17 protein-coding genes are annotated in these 19,311 nt (G+C 69.2%); 12 read left to right on the forward strand and 5 right to left on the reverse strand.

The window, feature by feature from the left end; all coding sequences use genetic code 11:
- Positions 1 to 97: 97 nt before the first annotated feature.
- On the reverse strand, positions 98 to 1,258 hold the full coding sequence (locus tag NK1_RS07170) for an ABC transporter permease (RefSeq protein WP_063007901.1): 1,161 nt from the start codon (positions 1,256 to 1,258) through the stop codon (positions 98 to 100).
- Between the two features lie 55 nt (positions 1,259 to 1,313).
- Here NK1_RS07170 and NK1_RS07175 point away from each other — a divergent pair, with 55 nt between their 5' ends.
- The gene (locus tag NK1_RS07175; protein WP_051024506.1) at positions 1,314 to 1,760 is read left to right on the forward strand and encodes a MarR family winged helix-turn-helix transcriptional regulator; all 447 of its coding nucleotides are present in this window, start codon (positions 1,314 to 1,316) and stop codon (positions 1,758 to 1,760) included.
- 81 nt (positions 1,761 to 1,841) lie between these two features.
- Here the strand turns inward: NK1_RS07175 and NK1_RS07180 are convergent, their stop codons facing one another.
- Positions 1,842 to 2,720, reverse strand: coding sequence for a UTP--glucose-1-phosphate uridylyltransferase (locus NK1_RS07180; protein WP_063007782.1), 879 nt, complete (start codon positions 2,718 to 2,720; stop codon positions 1,842 to 1,844).
- 203 nt (positions 2,721 to 2,923) lie between these two features.
- On the opposite strand from NK1_RS07180, the gene NK1_RS07185 reads away from it, so the two are divergent.
- From NK1_RS07185 to NK1_RS07195, 3 genes are all read left to right on the forward strand, one after another.
- Positions 2,924 to 4,285 carry a DNA polymerase IV gene (locus NK1_RS07185; protein ID WP_063007902.1) on the forward strand — a complete coding sequence of 454 codons (1,362 nt, stop codon included), beginning with the start codon at positions 2,924 to 2,926 and terminating at the stop codon, positions 4,283 to 4,285.
- Between the two features lie 112 nt (positions 4,286 to 4,397).
- A complete protein-coding gene (locus NK1_RS07190; RefSeq protein ID WP_104363133.1) occupies positions 4,398 to 4,895 on the forward strand; it encodes a WKL family lipoprotein in 498 nt (165 codons plus the stop codon).
- A 197-nt stretch (positions 4,896 to 5,092) separates the two neighbouring features.
- Positions 5,093 to 8,362, forward strand: a complete 3,270-nt coding sequence (locus tag NK1_RS07195; RefSeq protein ID WP_063007903.1) for an arabinosyltransferase domain-containing protein — start codon at positions 5,093 to 5,095, stop codon at positions 8,360 to 8,362.
- A 26-nt stretch (positions 8,363 to 8,388) separates the two neighbouring features.
- Here NK1_RS07195 and NK1_RS07200 read toward each other — a convergent pair whose 3' ends face one another.
- Both NK1_RS07200 and NK1_RS07205 read right to left on the reverse strand, forming a co-directional pair.
- On the reverse strand, positions 8,389 to 9,087 hold the full coding sequence (locus NK1_RS07200; protein WP_063007783.1) for a sensor domain-containing protein: 699 nt from the start codon (positions 9,085 to 9,087) through the stop codon (positions 8,389 to 8,391).
- The gene (locus tag NK1_RS07205) at positions 9,084 to 10,079 is read right to left on the reverse strand and encodes a hypothetical protein (protein ID WP_245660380.1); all 996 of its coding nucleotides are present in this window, start codon (positions 10,077 to 10,079) and stop codon (positions 9,084 to 9,086) included. Before NK1_RS07205 ends, NK1_RS07200 begins: the two co-directional genes overlap by 4 nt.
- A 112-nt stretch (positions 10,080 to 10,191) precedes the next feature.
- On the opposite strand from NK1_RS07205, the gene lspA reads away from it, so the two are divergent.
- The 8 genes from lspA (at position 10,192) to NK1_RS07245 (ending at position 18,623) form a co-directional block, all read left to right on the forward strand.
- The gene (gene lspA / locus NK1_RS07210) at positions 10,192 to 10,965 is read left to right on the forward strand and encodes a signal peptidase II (RefSeq protein ID WP_084460661.1); all 774 of its coding nucleotides are present in this window, start codon (positions 10,192 to 10,194) and stop codon (positions 10,963 to 10,965) included.
- Complete coding sequence (locus NK1_RS07215) at positions 10,962 to 11,888, forward strand: RluA family pseudouridine synthase (protein WP_063007784.1); 927 nt, start codon at positions 10,962 to 10,964, stop codon at positions 11,886 to 11,888. The genes lspA and NK1_RS07215 overlap by 4 nt, the downstream gene beginning before the upstream one ends.
- A gap of 12 nt (positions 11,889 to 11,900) precedes the next feature.
- On the forward strand, positions 11,901 to 12,560 hold the full coding sequence (locus NK1_RS07220; RefSeq protein WP_245660381.1) for a hypothetical protein: 660 nt from the start codon (positions 11,901 to 11,903) through the stop codon (positions 12,558 to 12,560).
- 65 nt (positions 12,561 to 12,625) lie between these two features.
- Positions 12,626 to 13,537: an ADP-ribosylglycohydrolase family protein gene (locus tag NK1_RS07225; protein WP_063007906.1), complete on the forward strand. Its 912-nt coding sequence runs from the start codon at positions 12,626 to 12,628 to the stop codon at positions 13,535 to 13,537.
- 98 nt (positions 13,538 to 13,635) lie between these two features.
- A complete protein-coding gene (locus tag NK1_RS07230; RefSeq protein ID WP_063007786.1) occupies positions 13,636 to 16,083 on the forward strand; it encodes a cation-translocating P-type ATPase in 2,448 nt (815 codons plus the stop codon).
- 93 nt (positions 16,084 to 16,176) lie between these two features.
- On the forward strand, positions 16,177 to 17,016 hold the full coding sequence (locus NK1_RS07235) for a PhzF family phenazine biosynthesis protein (protein ID WP_063007787.1): 840 nt from the start codon (positions 16,177 to 16,179) through the stop codon (positions 17,014 to 17,016).
- Positions 17,017 to 17,158: 142 nt separating this feature from the next.
- On the forward strand, positions 17,159 to 18,130 hold the full coding sequence (gene rarD / locus NK1_RS07240; protein WP_245660382.1) for an EamA family transporter RarD: 972 nt from the start codon (positions 17,159 to 17,161) through the stop codon (positions 18,128 to 18,130).
- A 79-nt stretch (positions 18,131 to 18,209) separates the two neighbouring features.
- Positions 18,210 to 18,623, forward strand: a complete 414-nt coding sequence (locus tag NK1_RS07245) for a VOC family protein (protein WP_063007788.1) — start codon at positions 18,210 to 18,212, stop codon at positions 18,621 to 18,623.
- Between the two features lie 55 nt (positions 18,624 to 18,678).
- On the opposite strand, the gene NK1_RS07250 is transcribed toward NK1_RS07245, so the two are convergent.
- On the reverse strand, positions 18,679 to 19,296 hold the full coding sequence (locus NK1_RS07250) for a class I SAM-dependent methyltransferase (protein ID WP_063007789.1): 618 nt from the start codon (positions 19,294 to 19,296) through the stop codon (positions 18,679 to 18,681).
- Between the last annotated feature and the right edge of the window lie 15 nt (positions 19,297 to 19,311).

Genomic DNA, 19,311 nt, shown 5'->3' on the forward strand with positions numbered 1-19,311 from the left:
GGGAGTTCTCGTACCAGCCCGGGCGTCGACTACTGCGCGACGTCAGTGCGTCCCGCATCGCGATCTGCCGCGGCCCTGCTCGCACGGCGACCCGAGCTCAGACGCCCACCGCCTGTTCGATCTCCTCCTCGGCGTCGGCGTCCTCGTCGACATCTGCGCCGACTGCGGCGTTCTCGGGCGGGCGGGGTGTTTCGACCGGGATTCCGCTGGCTGCCTGAGCGGCGGGTGCGTGTGCCACGGAGTGCGCGGCGCCGGGTATGGCCGCGTGCGCCGGAACATGTGCCGTGGACTGCGCGGCGGCGCGGCGGCGTTCGTAGGCGCCGCCCACCAGCACCAGCACCACACCGGCCGCGAACCACAGGGCCAGGCCGGTGATCCGGCTGCCGAGGCCGCCGTTGCCGTCGAAGTAGAGCAGGCTGCGGGCGCCCTCGACGAAGCCCGCGCCGTTCCAGAACGAGTGCAGGGCGCCGAAGAAGCCGTTCTGCAGTTCGGGGCGGTAGATGCCGCCGGAGGTGGTGAAGTTCAGCATCACGAACAGCACCATCACAGCGAGTGTGGTCCAGCGCTTCAGGAATGGGTGCAGGCCGATACCGATGAACAGGATGCCCGCGGCGTACAACCAGCCCATCGCCCAGATCGAGGCGTAGTCGTGGTCGACGACGTGGAAGACCGGTCCGGCCAGCACGATGCCGATCACACTCACGACGAACGAGGTGGCCACCGCGGTCAGCGCCCGCACGGCCATGCGGGTTCCCGCGCCGGCGACGCTGATCGCGGCGACGCTGCCGTAGGCACCGATGCTGAGCGCGACGAGGACGAAGAACAGGCCCTGCCCGGTCGGGTCGCCCGAGGCGGTGGGCGCGATATCGGTCGTGTGCAGCGGCAGATTCTGCTGGGCGGTCACGGCACCGAACACCGTCTCGACGGCCATGGCGGTGGTATCCGAATTCGCCTCGGCGACAAGCAGTTCGGGCGATTGCGCGTCGGGGACGAAGGCGCCGGCCAGATCGCGGTGGCGCAACCGGTCCACGGCGTCGGCGCGGTCGGTGATCGTGACGACGTCGAGCGCGTCACCGGCCCGGTCCTTCAGCGTCTGTGCCATCACCTTGACCTCGGGGCTGTCGCCGACGATCGCGACCTGCACATGGTTGGGTTCGGGCTGGTGGAAGGCGCCCAGGTAGGCCAGGCCCATGCCCAGGCACATCAGCAATGGGGTCAGCAGATGTCCGGCCATGTGCCGAAGCTGGTGCAGGGACATGATCGTCACTCCAAAGGTTGGTAAATACAACTATCGTTTGTTGTACTATACAACCATGAAGGGGTCGCAGCCATACCCGTCCCGCAGTGTGGCGATTCAGACAATCCAGCGCGAGCTCACGGCGTTCGCCCGCCGGGCCCGCGGACGTGCCGCCGAACTACATCCGGAACTCCCGCTGGTGGCCTACAGCATTCTCGATCTGGTGATCGCGCGCGACGGCTGCCTCGCCGCCGAACTGGCCGAGTATTTCGTGCTCGACAAGTCCACGATGAGCAGACAGGTAGCGGCGCTGGAGAAGCAGGGCTACCTCGTCAAGGAGGTCGACCCGGCCAACCGCCGCAACCACGTCCTGCACGCCACGCCGGAGGGCCGGCGCGTCGCGGCCGACTCGGAGCGGGCGCGCAGTGCCGCGGTGAACGAACGCTTCCGCGACTGGGACGACCATGACGTCGCCCGGCTCGCCGCCTATCTGGAGCGCTACAACGCGGCCGACGGCGGCTGAACGCCGCACTTCACCGACGCCCGTCCCCGGAGGCGGCGGGTGCGGTTCCACGCCGCGAGAATCGTTGCGGCGCTCAGGGCCTCACTCGTTGCACAGATCGCGCAGCAGCGGCCCGTACTGGGGGTGGCTGAGCGCGGAGGCGAACTGCGCGACCAGGTAATCCGCCGGATTGCCCGTGTCGTACCAGCGGCCGCGGATCACCTGTCCGTAGACCGGGTTCGAGGCGGCGAACACGTTGATGGCGTCCGTCAGATACACCTCGCCGGTGCGGTGGGTGTACCACTGGTCGACCTGCTTGCGCAGCTCGTCGACGATGCCGGGGGTGACGACGTATCCGCCGATCGCGGCATAGGCCGAGGGTGCGTCCTCCGGCTTCGGCTTCTCCCGCAGCCCGCTGATGCGCATGAGGCCGGGCTCGTAGGAATCCTCGACCACCGGCACGCCGTAGCGCTGGGAGTCGGCGGGATCCATCGGCATCAACGCCAGCACCGGCGAGCCGGTCTTGTTGTAGGCGTCGATGAGCTGCTGCGCCCGCGGCACCTCGGCGACGAAGACGTCGTCGGGCCACAGCACCAGCATCGGCTCGTCGCCCAGCGCGCGGGCGGCGTTGAGCACCGGCGTGCCGTTGCCGTAGGGGCCGTGCTGGTCCAGATAGGTGATGTGGCCGAGCCGGCCGAGTTCGCCGACCTCTTCCACGGCGTCGGCATAGGCGGCTTTACCGTCGGCGCGCAGCTGCGCCACCAATGCCGGATTGGGACGGAAATGGTCCTGGATCAGGGACTTCCCGCCGCTCACCACGATCGTGATATCGGTGATGCCGGACGCTACCAGCTCCCGCACGGTGTGCTCGATCACCGGTTTGTCGCCGACCGGCAGCATCTCCTTGGGGATGGCCTTGGTCAGCGGCAGCAGGCGGGAGCCGATGCCGGCGGCTGGGATCACTGCCTTGCGGATGGTCATGAACCGATCATCACACACTTCCGCTGCCGGATATGTCGGTCCCCGCGCGTAGATTTCCGGGTATGCACTCTGTCCCCGACGCGGCTACCGGCGGTCTCGTGCCTGGTCAGCGGGCATCCACCGGGGTCGATGCGGGTGCCGGGGGCGGGTCGGCAGTGCATCTGCACGCACAGGAACCCGACAGCAATTTCGGAGCCGACACGATGGCGGCGCGGCGCTGGGTGCTGCACATCGATATGGACGCCTTCTTCGCCTCGGTCGAACAGCTGACCCGTCCGACCTTGCGCGGCCGGCCCGTACTCGTCGGCGGGATGGGCGGCCGGGGCGTGGTCGCCGGGGCCAGCTACGAGGCGCGGGTCTTCGGCGCCCGGTCGGCGATGCCCATGCATCAGGCGCGCCGGCTGGTCGGCGTCAGCGCGGTGGTGATCCCGCCGCGCGGGGTGGTCTACGGCGAAGTCAGCGGGCAGGTGTTCGAGACCCTGCGGTCGTGGATTCCGGTGCTCGAGACGCTGTCGTTCGACGAGGCGTTCGGTGAGCCCGCCGAACTCGCCGGCGCGAACGCGGCGCAGGTGCGCGAATTCTGCGAGCAACTGCGGCAATCGGTGCGGGAGCGCACCGGGCTGGTGGCCTCCGTCGGCGCCGGCACCGGCAAACAATTGGCCAAGATCGCATCGGGACTCGCGAAACCCGATGGGGTGCGGGTGATTTCACCGGCCGAACAGCAGGCGCTTCTGGCCGGGCTGCCGGTGCGCAAACTGTGGGGGATCGGGCCGGTGGCCGAACACCGGCTGCGTTCGGTCGGCATCGAAACCGTCGGCGCGTTCGCGGCCCTGCCCGAACCGGAGGCGGCGTCGCTGCTGGGTGGCAGTGTCGGCGCGGCGCTGCACCGGCTCGCCCGCGGTATCGACGAACGACCCGTCGCCGAGCGAGCCGAGGCCAAACAGATCAGCGCCGAAACCACCTACGAGACCGACATCGTCACGCTGGCGCAGCTGCGTCCGGCGATCGAGGCGATGGCGGAGGCCGCGCACCGGCGGCTGCTGCGCGACGGCCGCGCGGCCCGCACGGTGGTCCTGAAATTGAAGAAGAGCGATATGAGCATCGTGACGCGCTCGCTCACCCTGCCCTACGCCACCACCGATCCGGCCACGCTCACCGCGGCGGCCCAGCGCTCGGCCATCGATCCCGTCGAATTGGGCTCGATTCGGCTGGTGGGCGTGGGATTCGGCGGTTTGTCGGCGGTGCGGCAGGAATCGCTGTTCCCCGAACTGGATCGCGACACCGGTGCGGTGGGCGACGCGGTCTTCGAGGAACCGATCGCCGGGCCGGTGCCGGCGGATGAGCCGGTCGTACCGCCGCCGACCCGCTCCTACACCACCGAGTTCTGGTATCCCGGACGCGATGTCGGCCATCCCCGGTATGGCCACGGCTGGGTACAGGGCAGCGGGCACGGGCGGGTCACCGTCCGATTCGAGACCCGCTCGACAGGGCCGGGCCCGGCGTATACGTTCGCTGCCGACGATGACGATCTCACCCCGGCCGATCCGCTCCTTAGTCTTCGTTGAAATTTGGCGGGTAGCGTGAGGCCACTCGTGCACTGCCGCCGGTCGGGTGGGAGCTGTCACGTGAACGGAACCAGACCAACTCGAACGCAAAGGACGAGCATTGAAGCTTCAGATGACTGGACGCATCGCGGTCGCCACCCTGGCTGTCGTGGCTGCGCTCGGCATGTCTGCCTGCGGCAGCGGTGACAAGCACTCGAGCCACAAGTCCACCACGACCAAGGCCGCCGCCACCTCGGCCGCCAACGTGCCGCCGGTGCCCACGGTCGCCGATCTGAACTCGGAGTTGGCGCAGGCGCTGGACCCGGGCGTGCCGGCCGCGCAGAAGGCCCAGTGGCTCGAGGACGGTCAGGACGCCCTGGCCAAGGATCCCGAGATGATGCAGAAGCTGACCGACGCGTACCAGCAGAACAACGCCAAGATCAACGTCACCGATGTGGCGTATCTCGGCGGCGACACGCTGACCGCGAAGGTGGACTTCTCCGTCAACGGCGGTGCGCCGACCAAGGCCGACGTGCCGTTCGTCGCCCAGGACAACAGCTGGAAGCTGCAGAAGAGCTGGGCCTGCGCCGGCCTGAAGAACCTGGGCCAGCAGTCGCCCGCGTGTGAGTAGTTCTCGTCGTACCGGTCCGGGCCGGCGTTCCGCGCGGAACGCCGGCCCGAGTCGTTCCCAGAGCGATGACCAGGCGCGATGACGGGGCGCTGTGCCGGGACGGATGCATAACGAAACTAAACAAAGACTGAGAAAGGTCGGACGACTTCGTTCGTTCCGGAGACCCCGCGCTAGCATCTGCCTCCGTGACCGACACGATGGTGAGGGCGGACGACACGCCCGCGGCAGGACAGGGACACCGGATCGACCGGTCACCACTCGCTCGCTGGGCCCAGCCGATCGCGCTGATCGCCGGACTCCTGGGCGCCCTGTGCGCCATCGCGGTACCGCTGTTGCCGGTGCAGGTCGACCACACCACCCTGTCGTGGCCGCAACAGGGCTCGACCCGCGGCATCGACGCGCCGCTGGTCTCGTACGCCCCGCTGACCTTCGACGCCACCGTTCCGTGCGCGGCGCTCGCGCAGTTGCCGGCAGACGGCTCCACACTGACGGCGACGATGCCGTCCGGCGCCCCGGACCTGGAGCGATACGGTTTCGTCGCGCGGGTCCGGCCCGGAACCGACGGTAAACCCGGCCAGTTCGAAGCGGTGCTGCGCAATCAGTCCCTGGCCAGTGTGCCGGTGGACCGGCTCGGCGGCGACTGCGCCTTCACCGTGCATTCCGAAATCTCGCACACCACAGCCACTTTCACCGGCGCCGACGTGAAACCGGTGACGCTGCAGGGGGATTGGCGTCCGCAGCTGGTGGGTGTGTACAGCGATCTGACCCGGGCCGCCGGAACCAGTGTCACCGCCCAGGTCGACAGCCGATTCTCGGTGGTGCCCACCGTGCTCAAGCGGATCGCGACCGTGCTGGCGGTGGCGTTCACCCTCATCGCGCTGGCCGCGCTGTTCCGCCTGGACCGGCTCGACGGCCGCCGCATCCGGCGCTGGCTGCCGCAGCGGTGGTGGAGCTTCGGCCCGGTCGACGCCGTGGTCCTCGGCGGACTGGTGATCTGGCATTTCATCGGCTCGACCACCTCCGACGACGGCTATCAGTTCGGCATGGCGCGCGCGTCGCTCGTGTCGGGATATATGGCGAACTACTTCCGGTTCTTCGGCGTGCCCGAAAACCCGGTCGGCACACCGCCGTACGACATCATCGCGCATATGACCGAGATCAGTACCGCGAGTCCGTGGATGCGGATTCCGACGTTGCTGGCCGGTGTGGTGACCTGGCTGGCGCTGAGCCGGGAGGTGATTCCGCGTCTCGGTGTGGCGGTGCGTCACGACCGGGTGGCGGTGTGGACCGGCGCGCTGATCTTCCTGGCGGTCTGGCTGCCCTACAACAACGGTCTGCGACCGGAACCCGTGATCGCGGTCTGTGTGCTGCTCACCTGGTGTTTCGTCGAACGCGCCATCGCGACCCGGCGCCTGCTGCCCTATGCGATCGCGATCCTGGTGGCGGCGTTCAGTTTCACCGCGGCGCCCTCGGGCGTGATCTGCGTGGCGCCGCTGCTGGCCGGTATGCGATCGGTGGTCCGCTTCGGCAGTGCCCGGGCGCGCGAGTTGGCCGTCGACCCGCAGACGGGGGAACATCGCTCCCGCTGGGCCGTGCTGTACGGCTACGGTGCCCTGCTCGCGCCGCTGGCGGCGGCCGGGGCCCTCGTGCTGGCCTTCGCGTTCTCGGTGCAGCCGCTCTCGGCGATGTTCGAGATGCGCCGCGTGCACACCGCGGTCGGCCCGTCCGACCCCTGGTACAACGACTACCTGAACTATCAGTGGCTGTTCATGCCGACCGCCGACGGGTCGATCGGGCGCCGCTTCGGCATGGTGGCGATGTGGCTGGGCCTGCTGGTCTGCGTGTTCGTCCTGCTGCGCAAGGGCGGGCGCATCCCGTTCACCGCGGGCGGGCCGGCGCGCCGGCTGCTCGGCATCACCTTCGCGTCGATGCTGCTGATGGCCACCACACCCACCAAATTCACCCACCACAACGGCGTGTACGCCGGTCTGGCGGGTGCGGTGGCGGTGCTGACCGCGGTCGCGGTCGGCCCCCGGGTGATGCGCTCGCCGCGCAACCGGGCGTTGTTCGGCGCCGTGGTCGCCTTGGTGATGGCGCAGATCTTCACCAGCGTCAACGAATGGTGGTACGTGTCCAGCTACGGCATTCCGTGGTGGGACAAGCCGCCCTCGATCCACGGCTTCGGGCTGAGCAAGCTCTTCCTCGCCGTGGCCGTGGTACTGCTGGCACTGGCCGGCTGGTGGCATGTGCGCGCGCCGGAACCCGGTACGCCACACCGGATTTCGCGCCCGGCGTGGCGATGGGCGAAGATTCCGCCGCTGACCGTGGCCGCGGCGCTGCTGGTGGTGTTCGAGATGGCCTCGTTCGCCAAGGGCGCGGTCGCCCAGTATCCGGCGTTCTCGCTGGCTCGTTCGAATGTGGATGCGGTACTGGGCAAACCGTGCGGACTGGCCGACGACGTCCTCGTCGAAACCGATCCCAACGCCTCGATGCTGGCGCCGCTGACCGGCGACCCGCAGACGACGTTCACCGCCGGCGCCACCGGATTCGTGCCCAACGGGGTCGGTGATCTGACCCCCGAGGGGGAGCCGACCAACAGCAGCAGTATCTCCAGCGCCTTCGACAGCGGGAAGAACCAGGGCGAGGCCGGCACCCAAACCGCCGGTGCGCCACTGCCGTACGGTCTGGACTCGGCCACCACCCCGGAACTGGGCACCGCCGGCCAGCAGGATCCGGCCGAACTCACCACCGGCTGGTACCGGCTGCCCCCGGCCGCCGAGCGCACCGGGATCGTGGCGATCACCGCGGCCGGTCGCATCCGCTCGATCGACAAGGACGGTGTGGTCACCCCCGGCCAGCGCGTCGAGATCGAATACGGCGCCAGCGATTCACCGACCGAGGCGCATCCGCTGGGCTCGGTGATCCCGGTCGATATCGGGCCGACGCCGTCGTGGCGCAACCTGCGGGTCCCGTTCGGCCAGATCCCGCCGCAGGCCGATGTGATCCGCGTCGTCGCCCAGGACAGCAGCCGCGATCCCAACCAGTGGCTGGCGCTGACACCGCCACGCGTCCCGCGCACCACGACCCTGCAGGACATGGTGGGGTCGCACAGTCCGGTACTGCTGGACTGGGCGGTGGGACTGCAGTTCCCGTGCCAGCGGCCCTACGACCACCGCGACGGGATCGCGCAGGTTCCGAACTGGCGCATCCTGCCCGACCGCACCGCCGCACACGACACCACACTGTGGGAGAGCCACGAGGGCGGCGGCCCGCTGGGCTGGAGCCAGCAGTTGCTGAGCTCACAGACCCTGGCCACCTATCTGAAGGACGACTGGCGCCGGGACTGGGGTGAGCTGCAGCGGCTGACCCCGCGCGACACCTCCGCGACCGCCGCGGTTCCCACGGTGACCCGGGAGACCCACGGCGGCATGTGGAATCCGGGCCACATCAACACCGCCTGGGGCTGAGGCGACACCGCCCGAGGCTGAGGCCGCTAGGGTCCGGCGGCGCCTTCCAGTCGCCGGACCTGTTTGGCCGTGAGGTCCTGCAGCGAGGCCGGATCGACTTGCGCCGGTGAGGTTTCCGCGATCTGCACCACACTGCTGCCGACGACGGCGATCGTGGCCGCGGAATACAGCGACATACCGCCGCTGGTGGTGCGGATCTGGAACGAGGTCGACGCCGAACCGGCCTTGGGCTGATCGAGCCCGCCCAGCCGGTAGTCGACGGAGGTGCCGTCGGCATCGGTGCCGGAATAGCTGCGACAGTCGCGCAGCAGCTTCTGCGCCGCCGCGAACGCCTGCGCCGCACGGCCGTCGGCATAGCTGGCTGTATCGATATCGATACTGGCGAAATTCGGCGACAAGTAGTGCACCGCGCCGCGGGCAGACGGTCCGCTGTACAGATCACCCACGGGCGCGAGCACTTTCGCGCATTCGGCCGGATCGGTGCGGGAGCGGTCCGGCGGTGTCTGCCCGTTACCCGGTGCGGCGTCCTCGAGCTGGGTGAAACCCGGGGGAAGGTCGGCAGGGGTGAGCAACCGCGCCCGCAGCGCATCGGAATCGGTGACGGCCGGGGCGGTGATGGGCGGCACGGTCGCCGTCGCGGGCAGCGCCGGTAGCGAATCGTCGTGATGTCCGCACGCGCTCACCCCGAAGACGACGCCCGCGAGGACGACCGCGGCGCGATTCACTCGCCCCATTGCACCTGCGTCCGGACATCCTGGCGCAGCAGCACATCGGTGTGCGGATCGCGGTAGCACTGATTGCCGCCGATGGTGATCGCGCCCGACACCGGAAGCGGCAGGCCGAGATCCACGGTGATGGTGCCCGCGCCGTGCATCAGGTAGTCGATGATGTCGAGGTCACCGGAGTTGTTGGGCAACTGCCAGGTGGCCGATTTGGGCGTCTGCGTGATGTCGAGGGCGATGGTCAGCAGATTGCCGTCGCGCTTGGTGAGCGTCGCGGTCGTCATCTGGTCCAGCGGAACCACACCCGAGACGCGTTGATGGACCGTCCACACCGCGCCCTCGCCGACCGCGTCGGCGGGGAAGGCGATCGCCTCGTACACCGCCTGGTAGAAGGCCTGTTCGATCGCGGCGCGGGCGGGGTCGGGCGTCGACGGAGCGGGCGCCATCCGCAGCGCGGTGACGGCGCCGAGATCGGTGAACTCGATGCCGGCGTGGGATCCGTCGGCCGCCAGCAGTTGCTGATCCAGGGCCGGGTCCGGTGACGTGGCCGTGCCGAGGACGAGGTCCACGCCGTCGGCCTTCGCGTCCGCGGTCAGCGGAATCGTCACCGCCGGCGGCGAGAAGTCCCGCACCGCCTGATCGTTGATCTGTTGTTCGACGTGGTGGTCGGTGCGCAGGGTCACCTGCTGGGAGGTGCCGGGCCGGACGGCCGGGCGCAGCTGAGCGTGCGGTTCCTCGCCCGGAGTGACCAGGGTGGCGACCGCGGCGGAGATCGGCAGGGTGACCTCCTTGCCGAAACCCGAGGGCTCGACCTCGGCGTCGCTGGTGGTTTCGGTCCCGTCGCTGCAACCGACACCGAGCGCGGACAGGGTCACGGCCAGTACCATCAACAGCACTCCCGAGCGCGCCGTACGCGGATTCGGGCCCCGGCCGGACGCACCCGCGGGGCGCAGACCGGTTACCGAGGCGCAGGAGTGGGAAGACAACACCGTCACGCCGATCAGGGTACGACCGGTTCCTGAAAAACAGCTTTGACTCCCGCCCGGCCACGTGCCGGGTGACGGCACCGCGAACCGGTGGTGACGTGATAAGGAATGATGGCTAGCTGTGAATACGGACCGGCCGCGTGAGCAGCACCTCGACGATCCCGACGAACCCCCGAGCGAGTCCGCGGCGGATCGGGGCGCCGATCGCGACGACGAATCCGCCGCGCGCGACAGCGGTGCGGATTCCGCTCCGGCAGCCAGCGGCTCGGACTCGGCTCAGGACGGGACCGCGTCGGACCGCAGGGGCAGGGACGAGACCGTCAGCGCCGCTGGAACCGGTGCGGATTCGGCGGCCGTGCGGATGTCCGGGGCCGCGGCGGCCTTCCCGCGCCGCCTGCCGTGGCTGCTGCTGATCGCGGCCGTCGTGCTGGCCGTGGATCTGGGCACCAAGGCCCTGGTGGTGGCGAAGATGACGCCCGGCGAACCGATTTCGATCATCGGCGACGTGGTGCGGCTGACCCTGATCCGCAATTCCGGCGCGGCGTTCTCGATGGCGACGGGCATGACCTGGCTGCTGACCCTGATCGCGGTCGCCGTCGTGATCGGGGTGATCCGTATCGGCCGCACCCTGCGCTCGCTGAGCTGGGCCATCGGTCTCGGCCTGGTTCTCGGTGGTGCGCTGGGCAATCTGGTGGACCGGCTGTTCCGTTCGCCCGGTCCGCTCCAGGGGCATGTGATCGACTTCATCGCCGTCACCAAATGGTGGCCGGTGTTCAACGTCGCCGATTCCTCGATCGTGTGCGGCGCGATTCTGCTGGTGGTGCTGACGGTGTTCGGTTTCGAACCCGACGGCACCCGCGCCGGCCACGACGACGACGGGAAGGCGGGCGAATGAGAGAGACACGAGCCATGCCGGTCCCCGACGGTCTGGACGGCATGCGGGTCGACGCCGGACTCTCGCGGCTGCTCGGCCTGTCGCGGACCGCGGTCGCCGCATTGGCCGAGGACGGTTCGGTGCAGATCGACGGCACCGCGGCCGGGAAGTCCGATCGGCTCGTGGCCGGAGCCTGGCTGGAAGTGGAGTTCCCCGAACCGAAACGAGAACTCACCGTCGAGGCCACTCCGGTCGAGGGCATGAAGATCCTCTACGCCGACGACGACATCGTCGCGGTCGACAAACCGGTCGGCGTCGCCGCGCACACCGGAGTCGGCTGGTCGGGTCCCACCGTGGTGGGCGGGCTGGCCGCGATGGGCTACCGCATCTCGACCTCCGGCGCGCACGAACGCCAGGGCATCGTGCACCGCCTCGACGTGGGCACCTCCGGGGTCATGGTGGTGGCGCAGTCCGAGCACGCCTACACGGTGTTGAAGCGGGCCTTCAAACAGCGCACGGTCGACAAGCGGTATCACGCGCTGGTGCAGGGGCATCCGGATCCGTCCAGCGGCACCATCGACGCCCCGATCGGGCGAGCCCGTGGCAACGACTGGAAATTCGCGGTTACCGCCGACGGCCGGCCCAGTGTCACCCACTACGACACCGTCGAGGCGTTCCAGGCCGCGAGCCTGCTCGACATCCACCTGGAAACCGGGCGCACCCATCAGATCCGCGTGCACTTCTCCGCGATCCGCCACCCCTGCTGCGGTGATCTCACCTACGGCGCCGATCCGCGGCTGGCCGAGCGGCTGGGTCTGCAGCGGCAGTGGTTGCACGCGCGCAGTCTCGGCTTCGCCCATCCCGCCGACGGCCGCTGGATCGAGATCACCAGCGACTATCCCGACGATCTGGAACATGCCCTGGCTGTGCTGCGCGCGGTGTGACGGATGCGGCCGGTGAGTGAGAAGTGGCGCGCCGCAGCCGGTTTCGTGGTCGTGGTGGTGCTGCTGATCGCCGTGGTCGCGTTGGGCTGGGCGCGGCCGCCGCGTGCGTCGATCCTCGGCACCGACCGGCTCGGGCCGGACTCCGGCGAACGCGTCGCCGACTATCTCGAGCGCGCGCACGAGTCGCTGTCCGGCGCCGATACCGCACCCCGCTGGGCCCTGGCGACCGCGAGCACCGGGCTGACCACCGACGCCGTCGTCGACATCGGTGCGGGACTGCGTATTTCGCAGGTTCTCTACCACGTTCCGATCGACCGCGTGTACACCCCGGTGATCACGGTGCCGGTGCCGGCCGGGGCCGACGCGCTGCGAGCCGCGCAGCCGGCGGCCGCGGGCGCGATGGATCACGTGCGGGCCGACGACGACCGCACCCGGCGCCTCGCGGCGGTGCTGGCCGCGCGCCTGCACTCCGGTTGCGCCTGCGCGGTGAATCTGGTGGTCCGCGGCACCCTCGCCCAGTTGCGAGGGTTGGCCTCCCGCAGCGAGATTCGCAGTGTGCAGGCGCTGCCGCCGGATGCCTCCGCGGGTGCGTTCGCGGTCCTGCCGCTCCTGCCCGAACAGGCCGACGTCGTCGCGCCGGGACCCGACGACGGCCCGATCCCCGACCATTGACTCGGACCGGCGCTGTCGGTGCCACCCGGCATAATCGGGGACAGGCGAGGGGAGAGGATGTGCCGGTGGATCGAGACGCGGGGCTGCGGGACAGGGCGCAGGGGGTGCTGCTGGGGACCGCCGCCGGTGACGCACTGGGCGCCGGCTACGAATTCACCCATCCGGCAGCGGATTCGGTGATCGAGATGCGCGGCGGCGGCTCACTGCGGTGGGAGCCGGGGGAGTGGACCGACGACACCGCGATGGCGGTGGGTGTCGCGCTCGCGGCGGCCGAACACGGTGCGCTGCACCACCCGGCGGGTTTGGACGCCGTCGCCCGCCAGTTCGTGCGCTGGTGGGACAGCCGCCCCAAGGACGTCGGCTATCAGACCAGTCAGGTATTGCAGTGGCGAAGTGCGGACGCGGCCGATATGCGCCGCCGCTCCTTCGAACTCGACGGGCTCACCGGCGGCAACGGATCGCTGATGCGCACCGCGCCGGTGGCCCTGTGCTATTTAGACGATCCGGACAACTGCGCCCGCGCCGCCCGGGCGGTGAGTGAACTCACCCACAGCGATGTGCGGGCCGGTGAGGCGTGCGTGCTGTGGTCGTGGGCGATCCGGCATGCCGTGCTCTACGGCGACTACGAGGGCGTGCGCGGCGGCCTGGCCTTCGTGGACGCCGATTTCTGGGCCGCGCTGCTCGACGAGGCCGAATCCGGCGACCCCTCGGACTTTCCGAAGAACGGCTGGGTGGTGCACGCGCTGCAGACGGCGTGGTGGGCGATCACCCATACCGAATCCCTGCCGGCCGCGCTGGAAGCGGCCGTGCGCGCGGGCGGCGATACCGATACCACCGCCGCCATCGCGGGCGGATTACTGGGCGCCCGTTGGGGCGCCTCGGCGATCCCGCCGCAGTGGGTCGCGCTGCTGCACGGATATCCGCGGCTGCGCGGTGACGATCTGGTCGCTCTCACTCGCCGCATCGTCGATCGCTGAACCGCGCAGCGCACCCGGATGGATGCCAGACGATTGCCCGTCTCGGAGCCGGGTACCGGATGACGTCCGATTCGCCGGAAACGCTCTAGGCTGTCGACATGTCGATCACCGAGCAGCAAGCGCGCGCACCGGGTCTGACCGCGTCCGAGGTCGCCCAGCGCGTTCGTGACGGGCAGACCAACGACGTGCCGGATCGGGCGAGCCGATCGGTTGCCGACATCGTCCGGGCCAATGTGTTCACCCGGATCAACGCCATCCTCGGCGTCCTGTTCGTGCTGGTCCTGGCCACCGGATCGATCATCGACGGCATGTTCGGCCTGCTGATCGTGGCCAACAGCGTGGTCGGCATCGTGCAGGAGCTGCGCGCCAAGCAGACCCTGGACAAACTCGCCATCGTCGGCCAGGCCAAGCCGGTGGTGCGCCGCGACGGCGCCGCCACCGAGGTCGGCCCGAAGGATGTGGTGCTCGACGACCTGATCGAGCTGGGTCCCGGTGACCAGATCGTGGTCGACGGCGAGGTCGTCGAATGCGAACTGCTCGAGGTCGACGAATCCCTGCTCACCGGTGAGGCCGATCCGATCGACAAAACGGTCGGCGCGAAGGTGATGTCCGGCAGTTACGTGGTCGCCGGATCGGGCGCCTACCGGGCCACCAAGGTCGGCAAGGACGCCTATGCGGCACAACTGGCCGACGAGGCGTCGAAATTCACCCTGGTCGATTCGGAGCTGCGCAGCGGTATCGACACCATCCTCAGGGTGATCACCTACCTGCTGATTCCGGCGGGATTGGTCACCATCTACAACCAGCTGTTCTCCAGCCACCAGAGCTGGCGGCACGCGCTCAACGGTATGGTCGCCGCGCTCGTCCCGATGGTGCCGGAGGGCCTGGTGCTGATGACCTCGATCGCGTTCGCGGTCGGCGTCGTGCGGCTGGGCCAGCGCAAATGCCTGGTTCAGGAGCTGCCGGCGATCGAGGGCCTGGCCCGGGTCGACGTGGTGTGCGCGGACAAGACCGGCACCCTCACCGAGAACGGGATGCGGCTGTCGGAGCTGCGGGTCGTCGGCGATGTTGCCGAACAGCGGTTGCGCTCGGTACTGGCCGCGCTCGCCCACGACGATCCGCGTCCCAACGCCAGCGTGCTGGCCATCGCCGAGGCCATGACGGAGGATCCGGGCTGGTCGTCCACCGCGGTCGCACCGTTCAGCTCGGCCAAGAAGTGGAGCGGCCTCTCCTACGGCGAGCACGGGAACTGGCTGCTCGGCGCCCCGGACGTGCTGCTCGATCCCGATTCCGGCATCGCCGCCACCGCGCAGGACATCGGCGCGCAGGGCCTGCGGGTGCTGCTGCTGGCCTCCTCGGATCGGCCCGTCGACGATCCGGACGCGCCGGGCACGGTGACGCCGCAGGCGCTGGTGGTGCTGGAACAGAAGGTGCGCCCGGATGCGCGCGAGACACTGGATTACTTTGCCGGCCAGGATGTCTCGATCAAGGTGATCTCCGGCGACAACGCGGTGTCGGTGGGTGCGGTGGCGTCCTCCCTCGGCCTGCCCGGCGGTGACCATGCCGTCGACGCGCGCCGATTGCCCACCGCCCAGGGCGAATTGGCCGACGTACTGGACCGCGAAACCACCTTCGGCCGCGTCCGCCCCGATCAGAAGCGGGCCATGGTGGGGGCGTTGCAGTCGCGCGGGCACACCGTCGCGATGACCGGCGACGGCGTCAACGACGTGCTGGCGCTCAAGGACGCCGATATCGGTGTCGCGATGGGTTCGGGCAGTCCGGCCACCCGCGCGGTCGCGCAGATCGTGTTGCTGGACAACCGTTTCGCCACCCTGCCGTACGTGGTGGGGGAGGGCCGGCGGGTGATCGGCAACATCGAGCGCGTCTCCAACCTGTTCCTCACCAAGACCGTGTACTCGGTCCTGCTGGCCTTCCTGGTGGGCGTGGCCGGCATCGGATCGCAGATCTTCGATTACGCCCCGCTGTCGTATCCGTTCCTGCCGCGCCACGTCACCATCGCCGCCTGGTTCACCATCGGCATCCCGGCCTTCATCCTCTCGCTGGCCCCCAACAACGAAAGGGCGCGAACGGGTTTCGTGCCGCGGGTGCTGCGGCTGGCGATCCCCTCCGGCACGGTGATCGGCGTGATGACCTTCATCGCCTACCTGATCGCGTATTGGAGCGCGGACCAGAGCCTGCCGACCGAGGCGCGCGAGGTGCAGATCGGCACGACGGCGCTGATCACGCTGCTGGTGATCGCGGTGTGGGTGCTGGCGATCGTGGCGCGGCCGTGGAACTGGTGGAAGATCGCGCTCATCGCCGGTTCGGTGGCGGGCTATCTGATCCTGTTCACGGTGCCGTTCACCCGCCACTTCTTCAAACTCGATCCGTCGAACGCGGAGCTGACCGGGGTGGCATTCGCCTGCGGCGCCGTCGGCATCGTGCTGGTGGAGGTGGCGTGGTGGGTCACCGCGATGGTGACCGGCGAACAGCGGCACCTGTTCCCGGATCCGCCGGGCCGCAAGCCCCTCAGGCACAAGGACTGAGCCGCGACGGCGCGTCAACTGGTCGCATGGTATGGCGCGCCGTGAACGTCCTTGTGCCACGCATCGATTCGCAACGCGGGTACCTTCGGCAGTATGGAGGTCCTGCTGCATCAGATCGATGCGTTCGCGGATGCGCCCTTCACGGGTAATCCGGCGGCGGTGATGCCGCTGCTGGGCTGGTTGCCCGACGAGCTGTTGCAGCGGCTGGCCGAGGAGAATCGGCTGTCGGAGACGGCCTTCTACACTTCGGCGCTGCCGGTGGAGGCCGGCTTGCCGCCCGGTGACGGCCCGGCGTTCTGGCTGCGCTGGTTCACTCCGGCCACCGAGGTCGACCTGTGCGGGCACGCCACCCTCGCGACCGCGGCGCAGATCTTCGACGATATGCATCCCACCGCCGACCGGCTGCACTTCTTCACTCGCAGCGGCTGGCTCGGCGTCGAACGCGACGGCGCGGAGCTCGAGCTCGACCTGCCGCTGGTGGAATCGGTGGACACCGTCCCGGATCCGGATCTGATCGCGGCGCTCGGGGTGCGGCCGGTGCGGGTGCTGACCGGCCAGGACGAGGTGGTCGTGGTCGCCACCGAAGCCGAAGTGCGCCAGGCTCGCCCCCGTTTCGCCGCCTTCCCGGCGCTGCGGCGCGGGGTGATCCTCACCGCACCCGGCGACCGCTGCGATTTCGTGTCCCGCTTCTTCGCTCCCGGCGTCGGCGTCGACGAGGACCCGGTCACCGGCTCGGCGCATGCCCAGCTGGCGCCGTTGTGGGCCCGCGATCTCGGCCGCGGCGATCTGTCGGCTCGTCAGTTGTCCGCCCGCACCGGCCGCCTGCGCTGCACGGTCAGCGGCTCGCGTGTGCTGCTCACCGGCCGCTGCCACCGTTACCTCGACGGGGTGGTCCGCCTCCCGCAGGCGGAAATCCTGCCGACCTCGCCCTGAACGAATCCGCTCCCGGCGCCGGATCGGGCCGGCGACAGCCGGGCACCCGTGACCGCGTCGGTCCGCGACCCGTACCGACGAATCAGCGCGTGGTCCGAAACCCGCTCGACAGGCGTTACCGGACGGAAGTAGCGTGCGGCTGGTGCGGGTGCGTGGAGCGATGAACGACGTGGAGGAGGCGACCGGCGCCGGAGGTGGCGCCGGAGGCCGAGGACGATGGGGGCGCTCGCTCACCGGTGGCGGGGTGGCGGTCGGCGCGGGGGCGTATCTGATCTGGGGAATGTTTCCCGCCTTCTTCGGATTGCTCGACTTCGCGGGGCCGGTGGAGATCCTGGCGCAGCGGATTCTGTGGACTCTGGTCGTGGTGCTGGTGTTGCTGCTGGCGGCCGGGCGGTTGGGCGAACTGGGGGCGATCGACGGCCGCACCTGGCGGTTGGCGGCGGTCGCCGCGGCGGCGATCTCGATCAACTGGGGCACCTACGTCTACGGCGTGACCTCGGGGCACGTGGTGGAATGCGCGCTCGGATATTTCATCAATCCGCTGGTCACGGTCCTGTTCGCGGTCGTGTTGTTCCGGGAGCGGCTGGTGTGGCCGCAGTGGGTCGCGCTCGGGCTGGGCGGGGCCGCGGTGGTGGTGCTGACCGTCGACTACGGCAAGCCGCCGGTGATCGCGCTCGTCCTGGCCTGTTCGTTCGCCACCTACGGGCTGGTGAAGAAGGTGATCCGGCTCGACCCGATGCGCAGCGTCGCCGCCGAGGGCGTGGTGTCCGCGCCGTTCGCGCTGGCGGTCGTCATCGCGCTGGGTGTGCGCGGGGACGCCGAGTTCGGGCACGGCGCCGGCCACACCGCCCTGATGGTCGCCACCGGACCGGTGACGCTGATCCCGCTGTTGTTGTTCGCCTTCGCGGCGTCGCGGGTGCCGCTGTCGACCATGGGGATTCTGCAATATCTCACTCCCGCACTGCAATTGGCGTGGGGTGTGCTGGTGGGCCACGAACCGATGCCGGCCTCGCGCTGGATCGGATTCGGGCTGATCTGGACGGCGCTGGCGGTCTTCACCGGGGACGCGTTGCGGCGATCCCGGCGCTTGGCACGGCGGGACGCGCTGGGTTAATCTCGGATTCGTGGCGATGCTCCCGTAGGCCGACGAGTACCGGTCCGGGGTCGGGATCGTCACTATCAGAGGAGAAATCCTGTCCATCCAGTTCAACCACACCATTGTCGGCTGTCGTGACAATCGGGAATCGGCGCAATTCTGGGCCGATATTCTGGGGTTGAGTGTGGGAACGCCGTGGGGGCCGTTCATTCCGGTCACCGTGCACAACGGCGTCACCTTCGACTTCGCCCGAGTTCCGCCGCATATCACCGAGATTCAGCCGCAGCATTACGCCCTGCTGGTCTCCGAACCCGAATTCGACGCGGCCTACGCGAAGATCCGGGAACGCGAGCTGCTGTTCTGGGCCGATCCGCAGCAGAGCCGGGAAGGCGAGATCAACCACAACGACGGCGGTCGCGGAATCTATTTCCTCGACCCCAGCGGTCACTATATGGAATTGCTGACCGTACCGTACGGCGGTTGGCCCGCGGCGACCGGCGAACACCGGTAGTGCGCGACCGGCGGCCGAATTCGCTTCGGCCGCCGGCTTTTTCGATATCGAATTGTCAGGGCGAGACGGCGATACCCAGCGACAGTGCGGCGAACGTCTTCGGCGCCGGAGAATCGTAGAACCGATCCAGCTCGGTGATCTCGAAGCCGGCCTCCTCCAGTAATCCGCGAATATCGCGGTTCAGGTGGCAGCCACCCGCGATCACCTGCTGGATCGGATCCAGCCGATGCTGCCAGCCGCGCACGTTCGCATCCGGCGCCAAGCCGTGCTCGACGAAGTGGAAAGTGGCGCCGGGTACCAGAACTCGCCGCACCTCCCGCAGCGCGACGGCGACATCCGGAATCGTGCACAGCGTCCACGTCGACAGTGCGCAGTCGAAACTGTTGTCCGCGAACGGCAATGCCTGTCCGTCCAGCCCGGCCCGCTCCACCGGCACCGGTGAGTCCGCGACCCGTTTCGCCGCCAGCCGCCACCCCAGATCCGCCGGTTCCACAGCGCTGACCCGACTCACCCCTGCGGGATAGAACGGCACGTTGCGTCCCGATCCGAAGCCGATCTCCACCACCCTGCCGCGCAACCCGGCGCACACCCGCCGGCGCAACCGGTCGTTGGCCGTCACTCCGCACACCCGATCGATCAACCGCGGCAGCACCCGCTCGCTGTAGATTCCCACCCCCTCACTGTGTCA

Source organism: Nocardia kruczakiae NBRC 101016 (assembly GCF_001612965.1).
GTDB lineage: Bacteria > Actinomycetota > Actinomycetes > Mycobacteriales > Mycobacteriaceae > Nocardia > Nocardia kruczakiae.

What these genes read in the sequence shown, in the direction of transcription:
- NK1_RS07170 (WP_063007901.1), bottom strand. Translation starts at nt 1,258, where the DNA reads ATGTCCCTGCACCAGCTTCGGCACATGGCCGGACATCTGCTGACCCCA.
- NK1_RS07175 (WP_051024506.1), top strand. Translation starts at nt 1,314, where the DNA reads ATGAAGGGGTCGCAGCCATACCCGTCCCGCAGTGTGGCGATTCAGACA.
- NK1_RS07180 (WP_063007782.1), bottom strand. Translation starts at nt 2,720, where the DNA reads ATGACCATCCGCAAGGCAGTGATCCCAGCCGCCGGCATCGGCTCCCGC.
- NK1_RS07185 (WP_063007902.1), top strand. Translation starts at nt 2,924, where the DNA reads ATGGCGGCGCGGCGCTGGGTGCTGCACATCGATATGGACGCCTTCTTC.
- NK1_RS07190 (WP_104363133.1), top strand. Translation starts at nt 4,398, where the DNA reads ATGACTGGACGCATCGCGGTCGCCACCCTGGCTGTCGTGGCTGCGCTC.
- NK1_RS07195 (WP_063007903.1), top strand. Translation starts at nt 5,093, where the DNA reads ATGGTGAGGGCGGACGACACGCCCGCGGCAGGACAGGGACACCGGATC.
- NK1_RS07215 (WP_063007784.1), top strand. Translation starts at nt 10,962, where the DNA reads ATGAGAGAGACACGAGCCATGCCGGTCCCCGACGGTCTGGACGGCATG.
- NK1_RS07230 (WP_063007786.1), top strand. Translation starts at nt 13,636, where the DNA reads ATGTCGATCACCGAGCAGCAAGCGCGCGCACCGGGTCTGACCGCGTCC.
- NK1_RS07235 (WP_063007787.1), top strand. Translation starts at nt 16,177, where the DNA reads ATGGAGGTCCTGCTGCATCAGATCGATGCGTTCGCGGATGCGCCCTTC.